The sequence below is a fragment of the Zhenhengia yiwuensis genome (assembly GCF_014384995.1).
Taxonomy (GTDB): Bacteria; Bacillota; Clostridia; order Lachnospirales; family Cellulosilyticaceae; genus Zhenhengia; species Zhenhengia yiwuensis.
On record NZ_JACRSY010000003.1, the window covers coordinates 123,283 to 140,138 of the forward strand.

The 16,856-nt window shown below is 34.4% G+C and carries 13 protein-coding genes; all 13 read left to right on the forward strand.

Annotation, left to right across the window (positions count from 1 at the left end):
* Nucleotides 1-217: 217 nt before the first annotated feature.
* The 13 genes from eno (at nt 218) to H8718_RS02875 (ending at nt 16,677) form a co-directional block, all read left to right on the forward strand.
* On the forward strand, nt 218-1,537 hold the full coding sequence (gene eno / locus H8718_RS02820) for a phosphopyruvate hydratase (protein WP_249331438.1): 1,320 nt from the start codon (nt 218-220) through the stop codon (nt 1,535-1,537).
* 281 nt (nt 1,538-1,818) lie between these two features.
* Entirely contained in the window at nt 1,819-3,513 is a 1,695-nt protein-coding gene (locus H8718_RS02825) for a M3 family oligoendopeptidase (protein ID WP_249331439.1), read from the forward strand.
* Nucleotides 3,514-3,851: 338 nt separating this feature from the next.
* Complete coding sequence (locus tag H8718_RS02830; protein ID WP_249331441.1) at nt 3,852-5,489, forward strand: P-loop domain-containing protein; 1,638 nt, start codon at nt 3,852-3,854, stop codon at nt 5,487-5,489.
* Between the two features lie 222 nt (nt 5,490-5,711).
* Nucleotides 5,712-5,948: a preprotein translocase subunit SecG gene (gene secG / locus H8718_RS02835; protein ID WP_177671469.1), complete on the forward strand. Its 237-nt coding sequence runs from the start codon at nt 5,712-5,714 to the stop codon at nt 5,946-5,948.
* 147 nt (nt 5,949-6,095) lie between these two features.
* On the forward strand, nt 6,096-7,562 hold the full coding sequence (locus tag H8718_RS02840) for an NADP-dependent glyceraldehyde-3-phosphate dehydrogenase (RefSeq protein WP_177671468.1): 1,467 nt from the start codon (nt 6,096-6,098) through the stop codon (nt 7,560-7,562).
* Between the two features lie 153 nt (nt 7,563-7,715).
* Nucleotides 7,716-8,609: an IS4 family transposase gene (locus H8718_RS02845; RefSeq protein WP_249331442.1), complete on the forward strand. Its 894-nt coding sequence runs from the start codon at nt 7,716-7,718 to the stop codon at nt 8,607-8,609.
* On the forward strand, nt 8,500-8,826 hold the full coding sequence (locus H8718_RS21020) for a transposase (protein ID WP_408646557.1): 327 nt from the start codon (nt 8,500-8,502) through the stop codon (nt 8,824-8,826). Before H8718_RS02845 ends, H8718_RS21020 begins: the two co-directional genes overlap by 110 nt.
* 435 nt (nt 8,827-9,261) lie before the next feature.
* Nucleotides 9,262-9,894 carry a cytidylate kinase-like family protein gene (locus H8718_RS02850; protein ID WP_249331444.1) on the forward strand — a complete coding sequence of 211 codons (633 nt, stop codon included), beginning with the start codon at nt 9,262-9,264 and terminating at the stop codon, nt 9,892-9,894.
* Between the two features lie 127 nt (nt 9,895-10,021).
* Complete coding sequence (gene rnr, locus H8718_RS02855; RefSeq protein ID WP_249331445.1) at nt 10,022-12,193, forward strand: ribonuclease R; 2,172 nt, start codon at nt 10,022-10,024, stop codon at nt 12,191-12,193.
* 322 nt (nt 12,194-12,515) lie between these two features.
* Nucleotides 12,516-13,559 (forward strand): ABC transporter ATP-binding protein, encoded by a 1,044-nt coding sequence (locus tag H8718_RS02860; protein WP_177671463.1) that lies wholly within the window; start codon nt 12,516-12,518, stop codon nt 13,557-13,559.
* Nucleotides 13,553-14,431 carry a carbohydrate ABC transporter permease gene (locus H8718_RS02865; protein WP_249331446.1) on the forward strand — a complete coding sequence of 293 codons (879 nt, stop codon included), beginning with the start codon at nt 13,553-13,555 and terminating at the stop codon, nt 14,429-14,431. The genes H8718_RS02860 and H8718_RS02865 overlap by 7 nt, the downstream gene beginning before the upstream one ends.
* Before the next feature lie 12 nt (nt 14,432-14,443).
* Nucleotides 14,444-15,271 carry a carbohydrate ABC transporter permease gene (locus H8718_RS02870; RefSeq protein ID WP_249331448.1) on the forward strand — a complete coding sequence of 276 codons (828 nt, stop codon included), beginning with the start codon at nt 14,444-14,446 and terminating at the stop codon, nt 15,269-15,271.
* Nucleotides 15,272-15,327: 56 nt separating this feature from the next.
* Nucleotides 15,328-16,677, forward strand: a complete 1,350-nt coding sequence (locus H8718_RS02875; protein WP_249331450.1) for an extracellular solute-binding protein — start codon at nt 15,328-15,330, stop codon at nt 16,675-16,677.
* Nucleotides 16,678-16,856 lie beyond the last annotated feature (179 nt).

Genomic DNA, 16,856 nt, shown 5'->3' on the forward strand with positions numbered 1-16,856 from the left:
CTTAAGCTAAAGTGTGATGCAAATTTTAGAGTGCCTAAGTCTAAACATAAGGAGTTAGGCAAGTTAGGCTTCGGGCAGGAATGTCTAACTTAGCCTGATTCATGTAATGAAATAGTGTAATTTTGGTATAAGGTGGATACACTTTGAGTATGATTAGATAAAAAGTGGAGATAATAAAACTTCGATATTTAAGCATGCTGAAAGGAGTTATACACATATGAAAGGTTACATTGAGATTTTGGATGTATTTGCAAGAGAGGTGTTAGACTCTAGAGCTAATCCAACAGTTGAAGTAGAAGTGATTGTTGAAGGAGATTACGTTGGGCGCGCCATCGTACCTTCAGGAGCTTCTACAGGAGAGCTTGAAGCTATAGAGCTTCGAGATGGAGATACTTCTAGATACTTAGGTAAAGGTGTGCAAAAAGCCGTTAAAAATGTCAATGATATCATTGCAGAAGAAGTTATAGGTATGAATGCCCTTGATCAAGCTGCAATAGACAAAGTGATGATAGACTTAGATGGCACACCAAACAAGAGTAAGTTAGGTGCAAATGCGATACTAGGTGTGTCTATGGCAGTGGCAAAAGCAGCTACAAAAGCACAAAGCATGCCTCTTTATCAATACTTAGGTGGGATAAATGCTAAAGTGCTACCTGTACCTATGATGAATATTCTAAATGGCGGGGAGCATGCCGATAACACAGTAGACCTTCAAGAATTCATGATTATGCCTGTAGGGGCAACATCCTTTAAAGAAGCACTTTGTATGTGTAGTGAGATTTATCACACACTTAAGAAAGTACTTAATGATAAAGGACTGGCTACAGGGGTAGGAGATGAAGGTGGTTTTGCACCAGACCTTGCAACTTCAGAAGAAGTCCTTACACTTATTGTACTGGCAATCGAAAAAGCTGGCTATAAGCCAGGAGAAGAAGTACGCATCGCAATGGATGCTGCAGCATCTGAACTTTATAATGATGTAGATGGTAAGTACTATTTCAAAGGCGAAAGCAAAATGAAAGGTACACAAATTGTACGTACATCCGAGGAAATGGTCGATTACTACGAAAATCTTGTGAATCAATTCCCTATCATTTCTATTGAAGATGGTTTAGGGGAAAAAGATTGGGACGGATGGGCACTCCTAAGTGAACGTTTAGGAGACCGTATCCAATTAGTAGGAGACGATTTATTCGTAACCAATACAAGTATCTTGGAAAAAGGTATCCTCAAAAAAGTGGGCAACTCCATTCTTATTAAAGTCAATCAAATTGGTACACTTACTGAAACTTTCAATGCTATTGAGATGGCGAATAGAGCGGGTTATACTGCAGTCGTATCACACCGCTCAGGGGAATCAGAAGATGCTACCATAGCTGATATTGTTGTTGCAGTCAATGCAGGACAAATTAAAACTGGTGCGCCGGCCCGTGCTGATCGTACCGCAAAATATAACCAACTTCTTCGCATAGAAGAAGAGCTTGGTGAAGTAGCTGAATATAGAGGACTTCGTTCTTTCTTCAATCTTACTAGGTAAACACACAAATAAGACGAAGTATCATAAAATAGTGTCAGAAAGTGCAGCATACTCATTAGAAGAGTATGCTGCACTTTCTTATTATCTAGAGATTGGGGGGCTCCATGCAGAATAAGGGGTATAGATAAAGGGGCTTTAAGGGATTACTAGGAGAGTAGCATATAGTATAAACTGAAAGTCTATATAAACAAGATAGGAAGTTTAGATAAGGTTGATGCAACAAATAAATTCAATTATAATAAATATTAAGAAAATAATTTCTAAGAAAGAAGGACAAAAAAATGAAATTTAAAGAGTTTAAGTATGAAAGACCAGACTTCGAAGTTTTCAAAGAAACTCTCTCTAAAATGACACAAGAACTCAAAAATGCTGATACAAGCCAAGCACAAATTGAGAAGGTTAAAGAAATTCATCATTATATAAACACCGTTATGACAGAAGCGGATATTGCAACTGTACGTTATACAATCAACACAAAAGATGCTTTCTATGAAGGAGAAAGTGATTATTGGGATGAGTATGCTCCAATGTATGGAGAAGTCATCAATAATTTTGAAGCAGCCATGCTGGATTCTCCTTTTAGAACTGAGTTAGAAGAGGAATTTAGCAAGCAGTATTTTGATATTATGGAAAACTCAAGGCTAACTTTCTCACCAGAGATTATGGAGGAGATGAAGCAAGAAAATAAACTTGTGACAGAATACAACAAACTCATTGCTTCTGCTGAAATTGAGTTTGAAGGTCAGACTTATAATTTATCAGGCCTTAGACCATTTATGCTTTCTAAAGATAGAGAGACAAGAAAACGTGCTCATGAAGCATATTTTAGTTTTTTTGAGGCTCATGAGACTAAGATAGATGAATTATTTGATAAGATGGTACAAATAAGAGATCAAAAAGCTAAAAAATTAGGCTTTAAAGACTATGTAGAGTTTGGTTATCGTCTTATGAATCGTAATGACTATAATAGAGATATGGTAGCAAACTACAGAAAACAAGTATTAGAAGATATTGTGCCTGTAGCAAATGAACTTTATGCACGTCAGGCAAAACGTTTAGGACTTGACCATTTAGCTTATTATGATGTGGATTTTGAGTTTAATAGTGGAAATGCAACGCCACAAGGAGATTCTACATTTATTTTAGAAAATGGTAAAAAGATGTACAGTGAGCTTTCTCCTGAGACAAAAGAATTCTTCGACTTTATGACAGAGAATGAACTTTTAGATTTAGAAACTAAACCAGGTAAACAATCAGGAGGATATTGTACATTCTTCCCAGCTTATAAATCACCATTTATCTTCTCTAACTTTAATGGAACAGCAGGAGATATTGATGTACTTACTCATGAAGCAGGGCATGCCTTCCAAGTGTATCAGTCAAGATGGATTGAAGTTCCTGGCCTTACTTTCCCAACTTTTGAAAGCTGTGAAATCCACTCAATGAGTATGGAATTTATCACATGGCCTTGGATGGAAAACTTCTTTAAACAAGATACAGCTAAATACAAATATGAGCACTTAGGAAGTGCAATTAAATTTATCCCATATGGCATTATTGTAGATGCCTTCCAACACTTCGTATATGAAAATCCAACAGCTACACCAGCTGAAAGAAAAGCACATTGGAGAGAACTTGAAAAACAATATTTACCACATAAAGATTATAGTGAGTGCGAACTTTTAGATCGTGGGACATGGTGGTATAAACAAGGCCATATTTTTGCATCACCATTCTACTATATTGACTACACACTTGCTCAAGTATGTGCCCTTCAATTCTGGGAAAAAATGAATCACGATAGAGAAGCAGGCTGGGCAGATTATATGCGTATTTGTAAACCGGGTGGTACAAAGTCATTCTTACAATTAGTAGAACTGGCAAATCTTAAGTCACCATTTGAAGATGGTTGTATTAAGAGTGTTATTGGTGAAGCCAGAAACTATCTAATGCAGATTGATGATAGTAAGTTATAGAAAAAGATTAGCTGTGTGCTGTCTATAATAAGTGATTATTTATAAGCAAATAAACATAGTGAAAATAAATTGACAAATTTGAGTGAAAATTATATAATTTATTTAACAGACTACATTAATAAAAAATGAAATGAGGTGATTAATATGACAACTATATATTTAAATAGAACGGATGCCATGTTAAACACCTATAAAATGGAATTTTAATACTTTTTATTAGTGTTAATTGAACGTATTTTAAAAAGGCGTATCCGTATAAGGATGCGCCTTTTTGTATGTATAGTTGTCCTAAGATGATGTGTCTATTAAAAATAGAATGATGTCTAGGAGGATGTTTAATGAAGAGGTTCAGATCTATTATTCTACCTATGCAAGGGCATAGTAAAAGTCAGTTGCATTGGCTTTATAATACAGCTTCTAATATTGAAGAAAAAGAAAAAATTTTTTCATATGAAGGTTTTAAGTTCTGGTTTGCTGGAAGGGGGCATCGTACCCCAGAAAAATTGTTGTTATATGTGGAGATTCCAGCTGCATTGGTAGGGGAGAGGGTAATAAGTAATATGGTACCTTTAGAAAGTTATTTACTAAGCTATCTTTCCCCCATTATTAATGATTTAAGTAAAGAATATGTAAATACAGCTAAAAATGTACGAGAAAAAGCACAATTTTCAGCTCAAACAGTAAATGAACATGTTATTAAGCGTAATGGGATGGTCTATGATAGTGATACACAATGCTTTATCTTTAAAATTAATTTTACTGTACCCCTTGTGAATGCATTGTCAGTTAATGCGAAATTGGCTATTAAATCTATACAGGATATTTTAGCGCATATGAAAGATGCAATGAAGCTGCTTAATAAAGAAGAGATTGAAAGGCATCTTTTAACCTATTCAAAGCAACAACAAATTCGTCAGTATATTAAGCAGAACCATTTTTGTGTATTTGTTGCAGATGGCAGTATATTACCAAGGGATAATGGTACAAACAAAACAATGAAAAATGTTATTCCCTTTAACTCGCCTAAAGATTTACGTATAAACATACCATTTTTAGATGGTACAAGTATTTCAGGTATGGGAATTAAGCAAGGTGTAACCGTTATAACTGGAGGGGGATACTCAGGTAAATCAACCTTACTTAATGCTATAGAAATGGGTATTTATAATCATGTACCAGGTGATGGGCGTGAGTTTGTAATTACAGATGATACAGCGCTTAAAATATATGCAGAAGATGGTAGGCCTGTTCATAACATAGACTTGTCGCCATTTTTTAAGTATTTGCCTAATGGTATAGAGATTGATAGGTTTTCAACACTTCATGCTAGTGGAAGTGTATCCCAGGCAGTAAATATTATTGAAGCTATGGGTGGGAAAAGTAGATTATTACTTATTGATGAAGATAGAAGTGCTACTAATTTTATGATTCGAGATGCTAATATACGAAAAATAGTAAAACGTGAGCCTATTATACCATTTACAGATAGAGTTCGTGGGCTGTATACGGAAAGAGAGGTCTCTACTATTTTGGTAATTGGTAGTTCAACTGAATATCTAAGTTATGCTGATACAGTTATCTTAATGGATGATTATATTGCTAGAAATATAACAGATAAGGTAAAAACACTTGACTTAGCAGAGTGCAGGGTGGAAGAAACAAGGGCAAAATGGATGGAAAAAAGGTATCTGATTCCAAAGCAAACCTATGAGCCATTTATTTATTTTAATTATATTTCTAATGAAAATACAAAGAAAATTATCCTTGACGAATACAATGCAGATATTACCTTGCTAACTGCATTAACCTCAGAAAATCAATTAAATACACTGACATACATGATGGAACGTCTTTTAACAGAGCAAAATTCGGATAGGGCTGACTTAATGGAGGTCATATATAAACTTTTTGAGGACATGTATTTAAATCAAATAGGTGAGCCTTCTACATCATTTAATTTTAAGATGGAATCATAGTTTGAGGCGGTACGTCCTATAGATGTATTTTGCTGTGTAAGTAGAATGCGCGGGTTAAGCTTTATGAATGAAAAATGATATTTAAAAAGTTCTAGATTATATGTAATCCTTATGTTCTAGAAGGATTTAGGGATAGATGTAAAGAATCTTTGTTATATTGCAATTAGGATAAGCCTATGCTATGATAGAAAGAGCGTAAAACGTATTTAAGGAGGCAAAGCCATGGATATTTTACAAATGGTTGTTGCAGGAGTTTACGTATTAGCAGCGATTGCTATTATCGTTGTTGTATTACTCCAAGAAGGTAAATCTGCAGGACTTGGTGCAGCTTTCGCAACAAATCAAGAGAGTTACTGGAATAAAAATAAAAAACATACTTTAGAGGGTAGATTTGAGCTTTGGACAAAAATCACTGCAGGTGTTTTTGTTGTATTAGCAATCGTTTTAAATATCATCTAAAGGAAAGGAGCTACTTAGGTAGCTCTTTTTTTGTGCAGAAAAATATATGAAAAACGACAAAAAGTTATTAAATAATAATTTTTATTTGCATCATAAGACAAAGTTTGCATATAATAAAAGAGAAAAGCAATTTATTTGGAGGTTAATATGTTTCAAGTCATTAGAGATAAAGATAATTGTTACTATAATAGTGTAGATGGAAGTTGGAAACCTTCTAGAACAGGTAAAACCATTAAAATTTTTTCACCTATAGACGGCCAGTTTATTGGTATGGTGCCAAGTATGACAACTGAAGAAGTAGATGAGGTTATGGCATCAGCTAAGGCTGCGCAAAAAACTTGGAAAGAAACACCTCTTATTGAGCGTGCGAAAGTGCTTAATCAAGCAGCTTTCTTATTAAGAGAACATAAAGAAGAAATTGCTAAAGTTCTTGTTAGGGAAATTGCTAAAGATATTAAATCAAGTATTGCAGAAGTAGAACGTACGGCGGACTTCCTTCTCTTTACAGCAGATGCAGCTAAGCAGATGAAAGGTGAAATGTTACAAGCAGATGCTTTCCCAGGTTATGGCACAAATAAAATGTCCTTTATTAGCCGTGAACCGCTAGGAACAGTACTTGCTATTTCGCCTTTCAACTATCCAGTTAACCTATCTACTTCTAAAATTGCACCTGCTTTAGTAGGTGGAAATACAGTAGTGCTTAAGCCACCTACACAAGGGTCTATCAGTACACTCCACCTTGTAAGAATCTTTGAAATGGCAGGCGTTCCAAAGGGAGTGCTGAATACTGTAACAGGTAGAGGGAGTGAAATTGGTGATTATGTGGTAACACATAAAGATGTTGATTTTATCAACTTTACAGGTAGTACAGAAATTGGTCAGCATTTAGCAAGTATTTCTACTATGAAACCACTTCTTATGGAACTTGGTGGTAAGGATGCAGCTATTGTATTAGACGATGCAGACTTAGATTGGGCAGCAAGCAATATTGTATCAGGTGCTTTCTCTTACTCAGGACAACGTTGTACAGCTGTTAAGCGTGTGTTAGTAGATGAAAAGGTAGGGGATACACTGGTAGAGAAAATAAAAGAAAAAGTAGATAAGCTTGTAGTGGGTGATCCATTTGATGAAAAGACAGTCATTGTACCACTGATTTCATCTGCTTCAGCAGACTTCGTAGAAGAACTTATAAAAGATGCTCTCGATAAAGGTGGCAAGCTTCTTGCAGGTGGTAAACGTGAAGGGAATACGATCTATCCAACACTTATTGACCATGTAACTGAAGAAATGAGACTGGCATGGGAAGAACCTTTTGGGCCAGTGTTGCCAATTATTAGAGTAAAGGATATAGATGAAGCAATAAGAATTGCTAATGAATCTGAATATGGACTTCAATCTTCTGTATTTACAAAGAACATTGATAAAGCCTTTGGTATTGCAAGAAGATTAGAAGTTGGAACAGTTCAAATTAACAATAAGACAGAAAGAGGACCAGATCACTTCCCATTCTTAGGGGTTAAATCATCTGGTATGGGTACACAAGGTATTCGTTATAGTATTGAAGCTATGACAAGACCAAAAGCAACAGTTCTTAATCTTATAGATCACATATAAAAAAAGGCCTTAGGGTTTTAGTGTTGCATTAAAATAAAATCTACTTGTTGACAACGCTTACGCTTATAGATGCCACTCTTTGACAGTAAAAAAATAAGCCTCCATGTGGTTTAATTATGTTTCCGATACATAATCCACAGGAGGCTTATTTTTATGTTACAAACTCATACTAAACTAGTATTCACAGAATTAATAGGGGAAATTTCAGCCAGTTTCCTTGAAAGCACTATCAAAAAATATGATGGGAATTACAGAACTCAACACTTTGATACGGAGTCACATCTCTACAGTCTCCTTTATTCCAATTTTAGGAACTGTAAAAGTTTAAGGGAACTTCAGACTGAGCTATCTTCTAACCAAAAGCTCAATCACTTAATCAATGTTCCAAGCCTTTCACAGTTTTCAAGAAAAAATGCCCTGAGGGATTATAGAATTTTTGAAGATATTTTCTATCACCTTATGAATAAAGCTAAAAGGCATTTTGGTGAGGTTAATCTTTTTAAAGACAAGTTTCCCATCAAGATTATGGATGCTAGTGTGATCCTAGTCGCACTCAAGTTGGCACCTCATCTGCAAATGGACAAGGATCATGCAGGTATTAAGTTTAACACACTCTTTAATGGTGAATTCCCTGAAAAAATAAACATCTGCAAGAGCAAAGTTAATGATAGACGCTGTAAGGACGGGTTGATAGAAGATACTGGTTGTATCTATCTGTTTGACAGAGGCTATTATGACTACAAATGGTATGACCAACTTACAGACAAAGGCATCAAGTTTGTTACACGAGGGGTTAAGAATGCAGTGGTCATGGATGAGGAATTTTTAGGATCAGAGAAAGAAAAGGATATTTACGATTCTATCATTCGAATGGGGACTACCGTTAGCAACAAGCTGACAGTTCACAAGTACCGGGAGGTAATGACTTTTACAGAGGATGGTGAACCTATTACCTTTATTACCAACATCTTTGACCTTACAAAAGAAGAAATCATCTTACTGTACAAAAAAACGATGGGAAATAGAACTTTTCTTCAAATGGATTAAGCAAAATCTACGAATTAAGAAATTCATTGGGTATAATGAGCATGCCATAAAGATTCAAATATTCTCAGCTCTTATCACGTACATGCTCATTTATTTAAAATGCAAGATATATAGACAAAATGTGAAATACGAAATGCTGAAGATTACAAGAATACTTCGTTTAAATTTGCTAGAAATTTGGGATGATAGGCTTCAGGCACAACTTTGTGTGACATAGGCCCTATAAAAAATGAATCTAAGTTCAAGTAACTACGCCATAAGTCTATACTTTTTTAGGTATTTGCCCATGGCAAAAGGGTGAGAATCAACATTGCTTGATTTTCACCCTTTTGTCAATATGCATATATTTCATAAATGCAACACTAAAGGCCTTAGGGTCTCTTTTTTATATTTTAGAGATGCTCTAAGTTTTTAGAATATAAAGGGGGATGGGGGTATTCTCGGTTTCTTTAAGGAGAGTGTACTTCTCACTACTGAATGGAACTTAAAGCTTCTAGCAGAAGAAATGTGAAGATAGCTAGCTTATTGTGAAATATTTTAAATAGTATATAATGATGCAAAAATAGCTTGTTTATGCTATAATGAATTAAGGGTAAAATTTTATTTTATTGTACTAATTTAACCTGATAATTCTATAATTGGAGGGGTTATTATGAAAAATAATATAGCGATTACCATCAATAGAGAGTTTGGCAGTGGAGGAAGACTTGTAGGTGAAAAGTTAGCAGAGGCTTTAAATATGAAGTTTGTAGATAAGCTCATGTTAACTGAAGCAGCAAAACTTATGGGTGTAACAGAAGAACACCTTAAAAGCTTTGATGAGAAAGCGCCTTCTGTCTGGCAAGTATCGAGTGTCAATATGGGCAGTTATCATGGTATGAGTGTGCCTTATTATTTTTACAGTGTGACAAACAATGATTTATATATTACCCAGGTTAATTTAATTGAAAAGTTAGCAAAAGAAAATAGCTGCATCTTTATAGGAAGATGTGCCAATGTAGTACTTGAAGATTATCCTAAACGTGTATCAGTCTTTTTATATGCAGATAAGGATTTTAAGAAAAGGATGATAGAAGAGATTTATCATTTTACCAATCTTAAAGATGTGGACAAAGAAATTAAAAGAATAGATAAAGAACGTTCTACCTACTATACCAATTATACAGGTTATAAGTGGAGAGACCCACATCAATATGATTTGATGATTAATACAAGCGATATAGGTATAGAAAATACAGTTAAGCTTATACAGTCTTATGTAAAAATGAAATATGGAACAATTTAAAAGAGGGGGAAACGCCTCTTTTTTTGCAGTTTTAAGATATTTTATTTGATGAATGGTAATAAAAATTAGTATAGATGTTAAAAATAAGATATAATAAAGTTTAAAGCAATAAAGAAGAGGTGACGGAATGTCAAAAAAAGAAAAAAACTATGATGAGCTTTATCAAACGCGAAAAGAAAAAATTACGCAGTTTATTCATACACCACAATACCAACCTTTAAAAATAAAAGAGTTTGCCATGTTCTTTCATGTATCAACAGAAGATAGACATATACTTGAACAAATACTTGGTGAGTTAGTCGCAGAAGGTAAGTTGATTCGCAATAAACGTGGCAAATTTGTAACACCTAAAGCTTTAAACTTAGTAACAGGTGTTTTTACAGGCCATGCAAAAGGTTTTGGGTTTGTAACCGTAGAAGGCGAAGAGAAGGATATCTTCATTCCTGCATCAGGTGTAAATGGAGCGCTTCATAAAGATACAGTCATGTGCCGTATTACAAGACCAGCAGCAGGTGAGAAGCGTGCAGAAGCAGAAGTTATTAAAATTATTGAACGTGGTCCTCAATGTATCGTAGGAAGATATGAGGAAAGTCAGAATTTTGGATTTGTTGTGCCGGATGAAAGTAAATATGCAAGGGATATCTTTATTCCAAAGAAATTTTCTAAGGGAGCAGTTACAGGCCATAAGGTACTCGTTGAGATTATAGATTGGGCAGAAGAAAAGCGTAATCCAGAAGGTAAGATAGTACAGATTCTCGGGCATATTAATGACCCAGGTGTAGACATCCTATCTATTATTTATCAGTTTGATCTGCCAACAGAGTTTCCAGATGAAGTCATGAGAGAAGTCGAGCAGATACCAGCTGAAGTAGCAGATAAAGATAAAAGAGGCCGTATGGATCTTAGACATGTGCCGATGGTAACGATTGATGGTGAAGATGCTAAAGACTTAGATGATGCCATCTCTATTGAGAAACTGGAAAATGGTAGATTCCGTTTAGGCGTACACATTGCCGATGTTACCCATTATGTAAAAGAAAAAGCACCATTAGATAAGGAAGCTCTTGAGCGCGGTACAAGTATTTACTTAGTAGATCGTGTTATTCCCATGCTTCCACATAAATTAAGTAATGGTTTATGTTCACTTAATGCAGGGGTAGATCGCTTAGCATTAAGCTGTATTATGGAAGTCGATCAAAATGGTCATGTACAAAGTCATGAAATTGCTGAAACAGTTATTAAGATAGATGAACGTATGAGCTATACACAGGTTAAGAAAATCCTAATGGACCATGATGAAGAGCTTATAGCAAGATATAAAGACTTTGTACCTATGTTTGAAACGATGGAAGAACTAGCAGCTATTTTAAGAGATAAACGTATGAAACGTGGGGCTGTAGACTTTGATTTTGAAGAGACAAAGGTTATTTTAGATAAGGAAGGTCATCCAATAGACATTAAACCTTACGATAGAAACGTAGCAACACGTATTATTGAAGAGTTTATGCTTCTTGCTAATGAAACCATAGCAGAAGATTACTTCTGGCAAGAGAAACCTTTCGTATATCGTACCCATGAGGATCCAGACCCAGAAAAGATTGAAGCATTAGGAGAATTTTTAACGAACTTTGGCTATACAGTAAAAGGTCATACGAAAACCCATCCAAAAGATATGCAGAAAATCTTAGAAGAGATTGAAGGTAAACCAGAAGAAAACATTATTAGTCGTCTTCTTCTTCGTTCTATGAAGCAAGCACGCTATAGTGGTGAGTGTACAGGACACTTTGGTCTTGCTGCTAAATATTACTGTCACTTTACATCACCTATAAGACGTTACCCAGACCTTCAGATTCACCGTATTATTAAATATAATCTACATGGTAAAATGCATGGGGAAAAGGAAAAGAAAATGTTTGACCATGTAACAGAGGTAGCCAAACAATCTTCAATGCGTGAAAGAAGAGCAGAAGAGGCAGAAAGAGAGACCATTAAACTTAAGAAAGTAGAATATATGGAAAGTCATATAGGTGAAATTTTTGACGGTGTTGTGACAGGAACAACTTCATGGGGTATTTATGTAGAACTTCCAAATACAGTTGAAGGCCTTGTTCATGTAAGTGAAATGGATGATGACTATTATATCTATGATGAACCAGGTCATAGATGGATTGGTGAACATACCAAGAAGATTTACCGATTAGGGGATACAGTAAAAGTAGAGCTTTTAAGTACAAATCGTCTTACAAGAACAATGGATTTCCGATTTGTTGATGATGAAGGAGAAGACGAAGAGGAGTAAAAAGAATAAAGAGGATGAAAACGTGCAAAATAACTAAAGTTGCACGTTTTTTTGTATTTTTAAATGGATTTAATTTATTGAAAATAATGAGTAGATTTGATAAGGATGGTAAAAGCTAAATTTAATTTAAATAAACATTAAAACGGTTAATATTATATAAATATTGAATTTGAGTTAAAAAAACGAGAATCTTTACTAAGTGATTGACTTTATAGGAGGCATCTATTAAGATAAAACATGGTAAACAAAATGGGAAATTTATGTCGATTAGGTAAGCGACGTTTTAAATTTTGACAATGATAACAAGATGAGGTGCGAATGAATGGGAATTAGATTAGAAAATCTAGTAGTAAAATTTGGCGATTTTACTGCCATTAATGACTTAACAATTCAGATTCCAAAAGGTAAATTAATTTCACTTCTTGGTCCATCAGGTTGTGGGAAATCAACAACACTCTTTACAATTTGTGGTATTCACAAGCCAACAAGTGGGAAAATCTATTTCGGAGACCGTGATGTAACAGGTCTTGAGCCAGAGAAATTAGGTATTGGTCTTGTGTTCCAAAACTATGCCTTATACCCACATATGACTATTAGAGAAAATATTTTATTCCCTCTTAGAAATTTAAAATGGGATAAAAAAGAAGCAGAAGAGCGCGTACTCGAAGTAGCTAAAATCGTTAAGATTGATGGCCTTTTAGATCGTAAGCCAGGGCAACTTTCTGGTGGTCAACAGCAAAGGGTAGCTATTGCACGTGCACTTGCTAAAAAACCAGAAAACCTTTTATTAGATGAGCCTTTATCAAACCTTGATACAAAGCTTAGAGTAGAAACACGTCAAGAAATTCGTCGTATTCAACAAGAAACAGGTGTTACAGCTATCTTCGTAACACATGATCAAGAAGAAGCTATGAGTATCTCAGATCAAATCATCTTAATGAAAGATGGTAAAATTCAACAAGTATCTACACCTACGGACATTTATATGAACCCATGTAACAAATTCGTTGCATCTTTCATTGGTAGTCCAGCAATGAACTTTATGAGACTTGATGTTAAAGAAGGAGTAGGAACAGTAGAAAAATGCATCTTTAATGGGCTTCCAAAAAATAAAAAATCTATTGATTTAGGTTTTAGGGCGGAAGATATGGAAGTAAGTGAAGATGGATTTGAAACAACTGTTCAAACTGTAGAAGTTTTAGGTAGAGAAAGACTTCTTACTCTAGAATTTAACGGAGAAATTTTCAAAATGCTCGTAGACAAAGAGTTTATGATTGCTGAAGGTACTAGACTTTGTGTAAGACCTAAAGTAGGAAAAGCTTATGTATTTGATACTGAAACAGAGGAGTTCATTACAAAATGCTAAATAATAAAGGGAAAAAGAGTTATAAAGGCTACTTATACTTATTACCAGCCTTGCTTGTATTAAGTGTATTTGTCTTTTATCCAATTATCAATGCTATTGTATTTAGTTTTGATGAAACTAAAGCTGTAGGTTATGTATTTGGTTTTGGAAGTTATAAATATCTATTTGAAGATAAAAGATTCTTACAATCTTTAGTGAATACTGTTATTTATGCTGCAGTTGTGCCAGCTTTATCTGTAGGCCTTTCACTTATGATTGCCAATACACTTGCAAACCTCAAAAATGAAAAACTTAAAGGGGTATTCCAAAGTATTTATTTCTTGCCATATGTAACTTCACTTGTAGCAATTGGAGTTGTATGGTCATGGTTATTTAATGGCCAATATGGTATTATCAACTACTTATTAGGTTTTATTGGAATTGATCCAATTAATTGGTTAAGTGATCCTAACTGGGCAATGCCTGCACTTATTATTTTCTCTGTATGGAAGAGTTTAGCCTTTAATACACTTATTCTTACAACAGGGATTGCATCAATTAATCCGCAGTACTACCAAGCAGCTAAAATTGATCAAGCAACAAATAGTACTATATTTAGAAAAATTACAATTCCACTTGTATCTCCAATTATTCTTTATACGTATATCATTAGCTTAATTGCTGGATTTAAAGTATATACAGAAGTATTTGTTCTCTTTAATGGACGTACACTTGATGGACGTGTATCAACAGTAGTTATGTACATTATTGATAGATTCTATGGAGATCAAGACTTCCCTCTTGCTTTTGCAGCAGCGGTAGTACTTCTACTTATTATTTTAACAGTAACATTTGTCCAAAGAACAATTGCACGTAATAAAGTGCATTACTAGAAGGAGGGCGTTATGGAAAAGAAAATGAACATAAAAGTAGCATTAAAATATTTTCTTCTAACTTTATTTGCTATTGTAACGCTATTTCCATTCTACTGGATGATGGCGTCTTCACTTAAAACAGCGTTTGAGGTTATTCAAACTCCTCCAACACTTGTGCCAAATGAATTTATGTGGGAAAACTATGGCATTGCTTTAACAATGGCTCCGTTTGCCAGATATTTTATTAATACAGTTATCGTAACAGCTTTAAGTATTGTAAGTTCAGTAATTGTAGCAATTCTTGCTGCATTTGCCTTTTCTCATCTTGAATTTAAAGGAAGAGATTTTATCTTCTCATTATTCCTTGCTTCTATGATGATTCCAGGTGAAGTATTAATTATTACAAACTTTAAAACAATATCAGCATTAAGATGGATGGACACGTATCAAGCGCTAGTAGTACCTTACATGGCTAATGTGCTTTACATTTATATGCTTAGAGAATTCTTCCTTAAAATCCCTAAACAACTTTACTTTGCGGCTAAAGTTGATGGAGCAAATGACTGGAAATTCCTATGGAAGATTATGGTTCCGATGGCGAAAGGTTCTATTATTACAATCTGTATTTTAGTAGGGATTAATTCATGGAATTCATTCTTATGGCCACTTCTTGTAACAAACAAAGAAGAAATGAGACTTTTATCAAACGGTCTTACAGCATTCCAATCAGATGCAGGTAACCGTTATGAGCTCTTAATGGCAGCTTCTACAATTATTACGATTCCAGTTATGGTTGCCTATATCTTCCTTCATAAGAAAATTATGAACGGTATTACTGTAGGCGGCGTTAAAGGTTAAAATTTATATACATTTATATAAATTACACAAATAAACTTTGTATGAGGTGAAAACAAATGAAAAGAAAACTATTTGCATCTGCAATGACAGGTATTCTTGCTGTTTCTGCATTAACAGGTTGCGCATCAGGTGAAGTAACACCTAATGAAGGAAATAAAACACCAGTTGCAATCGAAATCCCAGATATGACTGAGCCAACATCAATTGAAATGTGGCACTTTATGTCAGGAAAACAACAAGAAGTTCTTCAATCAATTATTGATGAATTTAATGCAACAAATAACATGAATATTACTGTAAGTGCAGTAGCACAAGGTAAAATTCCTGATCTTAACAAAAAAGTAATTGCAGCAGAGCAGTCAAATACTTTACCAGCAATTATTAATGTATACCCAGACCTTGCTACAGGCCTTATTGAAAAAGGTGCTATTTATGATATTAGTTCTTTTGCATCACATCCTGAAGTTGGTATGGAAGCAGAACTTAAATCAGATTTCGTTGAGGCATTTATTGCTGAAGTATCACAATGGGATGGCAAACTTTATGGTATGCCAATGACAAAATCAACAGAAGTTATTTATGTAAATAAAACATTATTAGAAAAAATTGGTTATACAGAAGCAGACGTTCAAGGTATGACAATGGATAAATTAGCAGAGATTTCTAAAGCTGCTAAAGAACAACTTGGTATTCCAGGTTTTGGATATGATAGTGGTTCAAATGGATTTATTTCTACATTAAAAATGGATGGTAAAAATTTCGTAGATCTTGATGGAACAATCAATGTAGATAATGAATGGGTTAGAACATTCATGGACTTCTATAAAGAGCAAGTAACAAACGGTTACTTCCGTACTCCAGGTGAAGATGGTTTCTTATCAGGACCATTCTCTAATCAACAAATGTTAATGTACCAAGGATCAACAGCAGGTGCATCATTCATTGATACAAATGGTCAATTTGAATTAATCGCTGTAGAACCAGCTTACTTTGAAGGTAAAGACAAAGCAGTTATCCAACAAGGTGGTTCATTATTTGTAACAACTGATGTAACACCACAAGAACAATTTGCTGCTTATGAATTTATTAAGTTTGCAACAAATACAGAAAACACAGCTAAATTTGCAACAGAAACAGGATATCTTCCAGTACGTAAATCAGCTGCAGAAACAGATATCGTTAAAAATATATTAGCAGATCCAGAAGCTGTATATGCAAAAGTATACCCAGTAGCTCAAACAGCTTTAGGTTATGCTTACTATACACCAGCAGTTAACAATGCACAATCAGCACGTAGCACAATTCAAGAAAAATTTGAAGCATACGTAAATGGTAACATTACAGATATAGAAGCATTCATCCAAGAATCTTTAGCAGAAGTTGGTACATCAATCCAACGTCAATAATAATAGGAAAGCCACAAGTCTTTGAAATATAAAAACTTGTGGCTTTTATTTTACTTTTTTATTCTCACATTACTTAAAAGTTATCTTAAAATGATTGAACTAATAGATAAAATCAACAAGTCCATAAGAAAATATAATAGATAAAGTTTATGATTTAACAACAAGTTATTTTGATGATA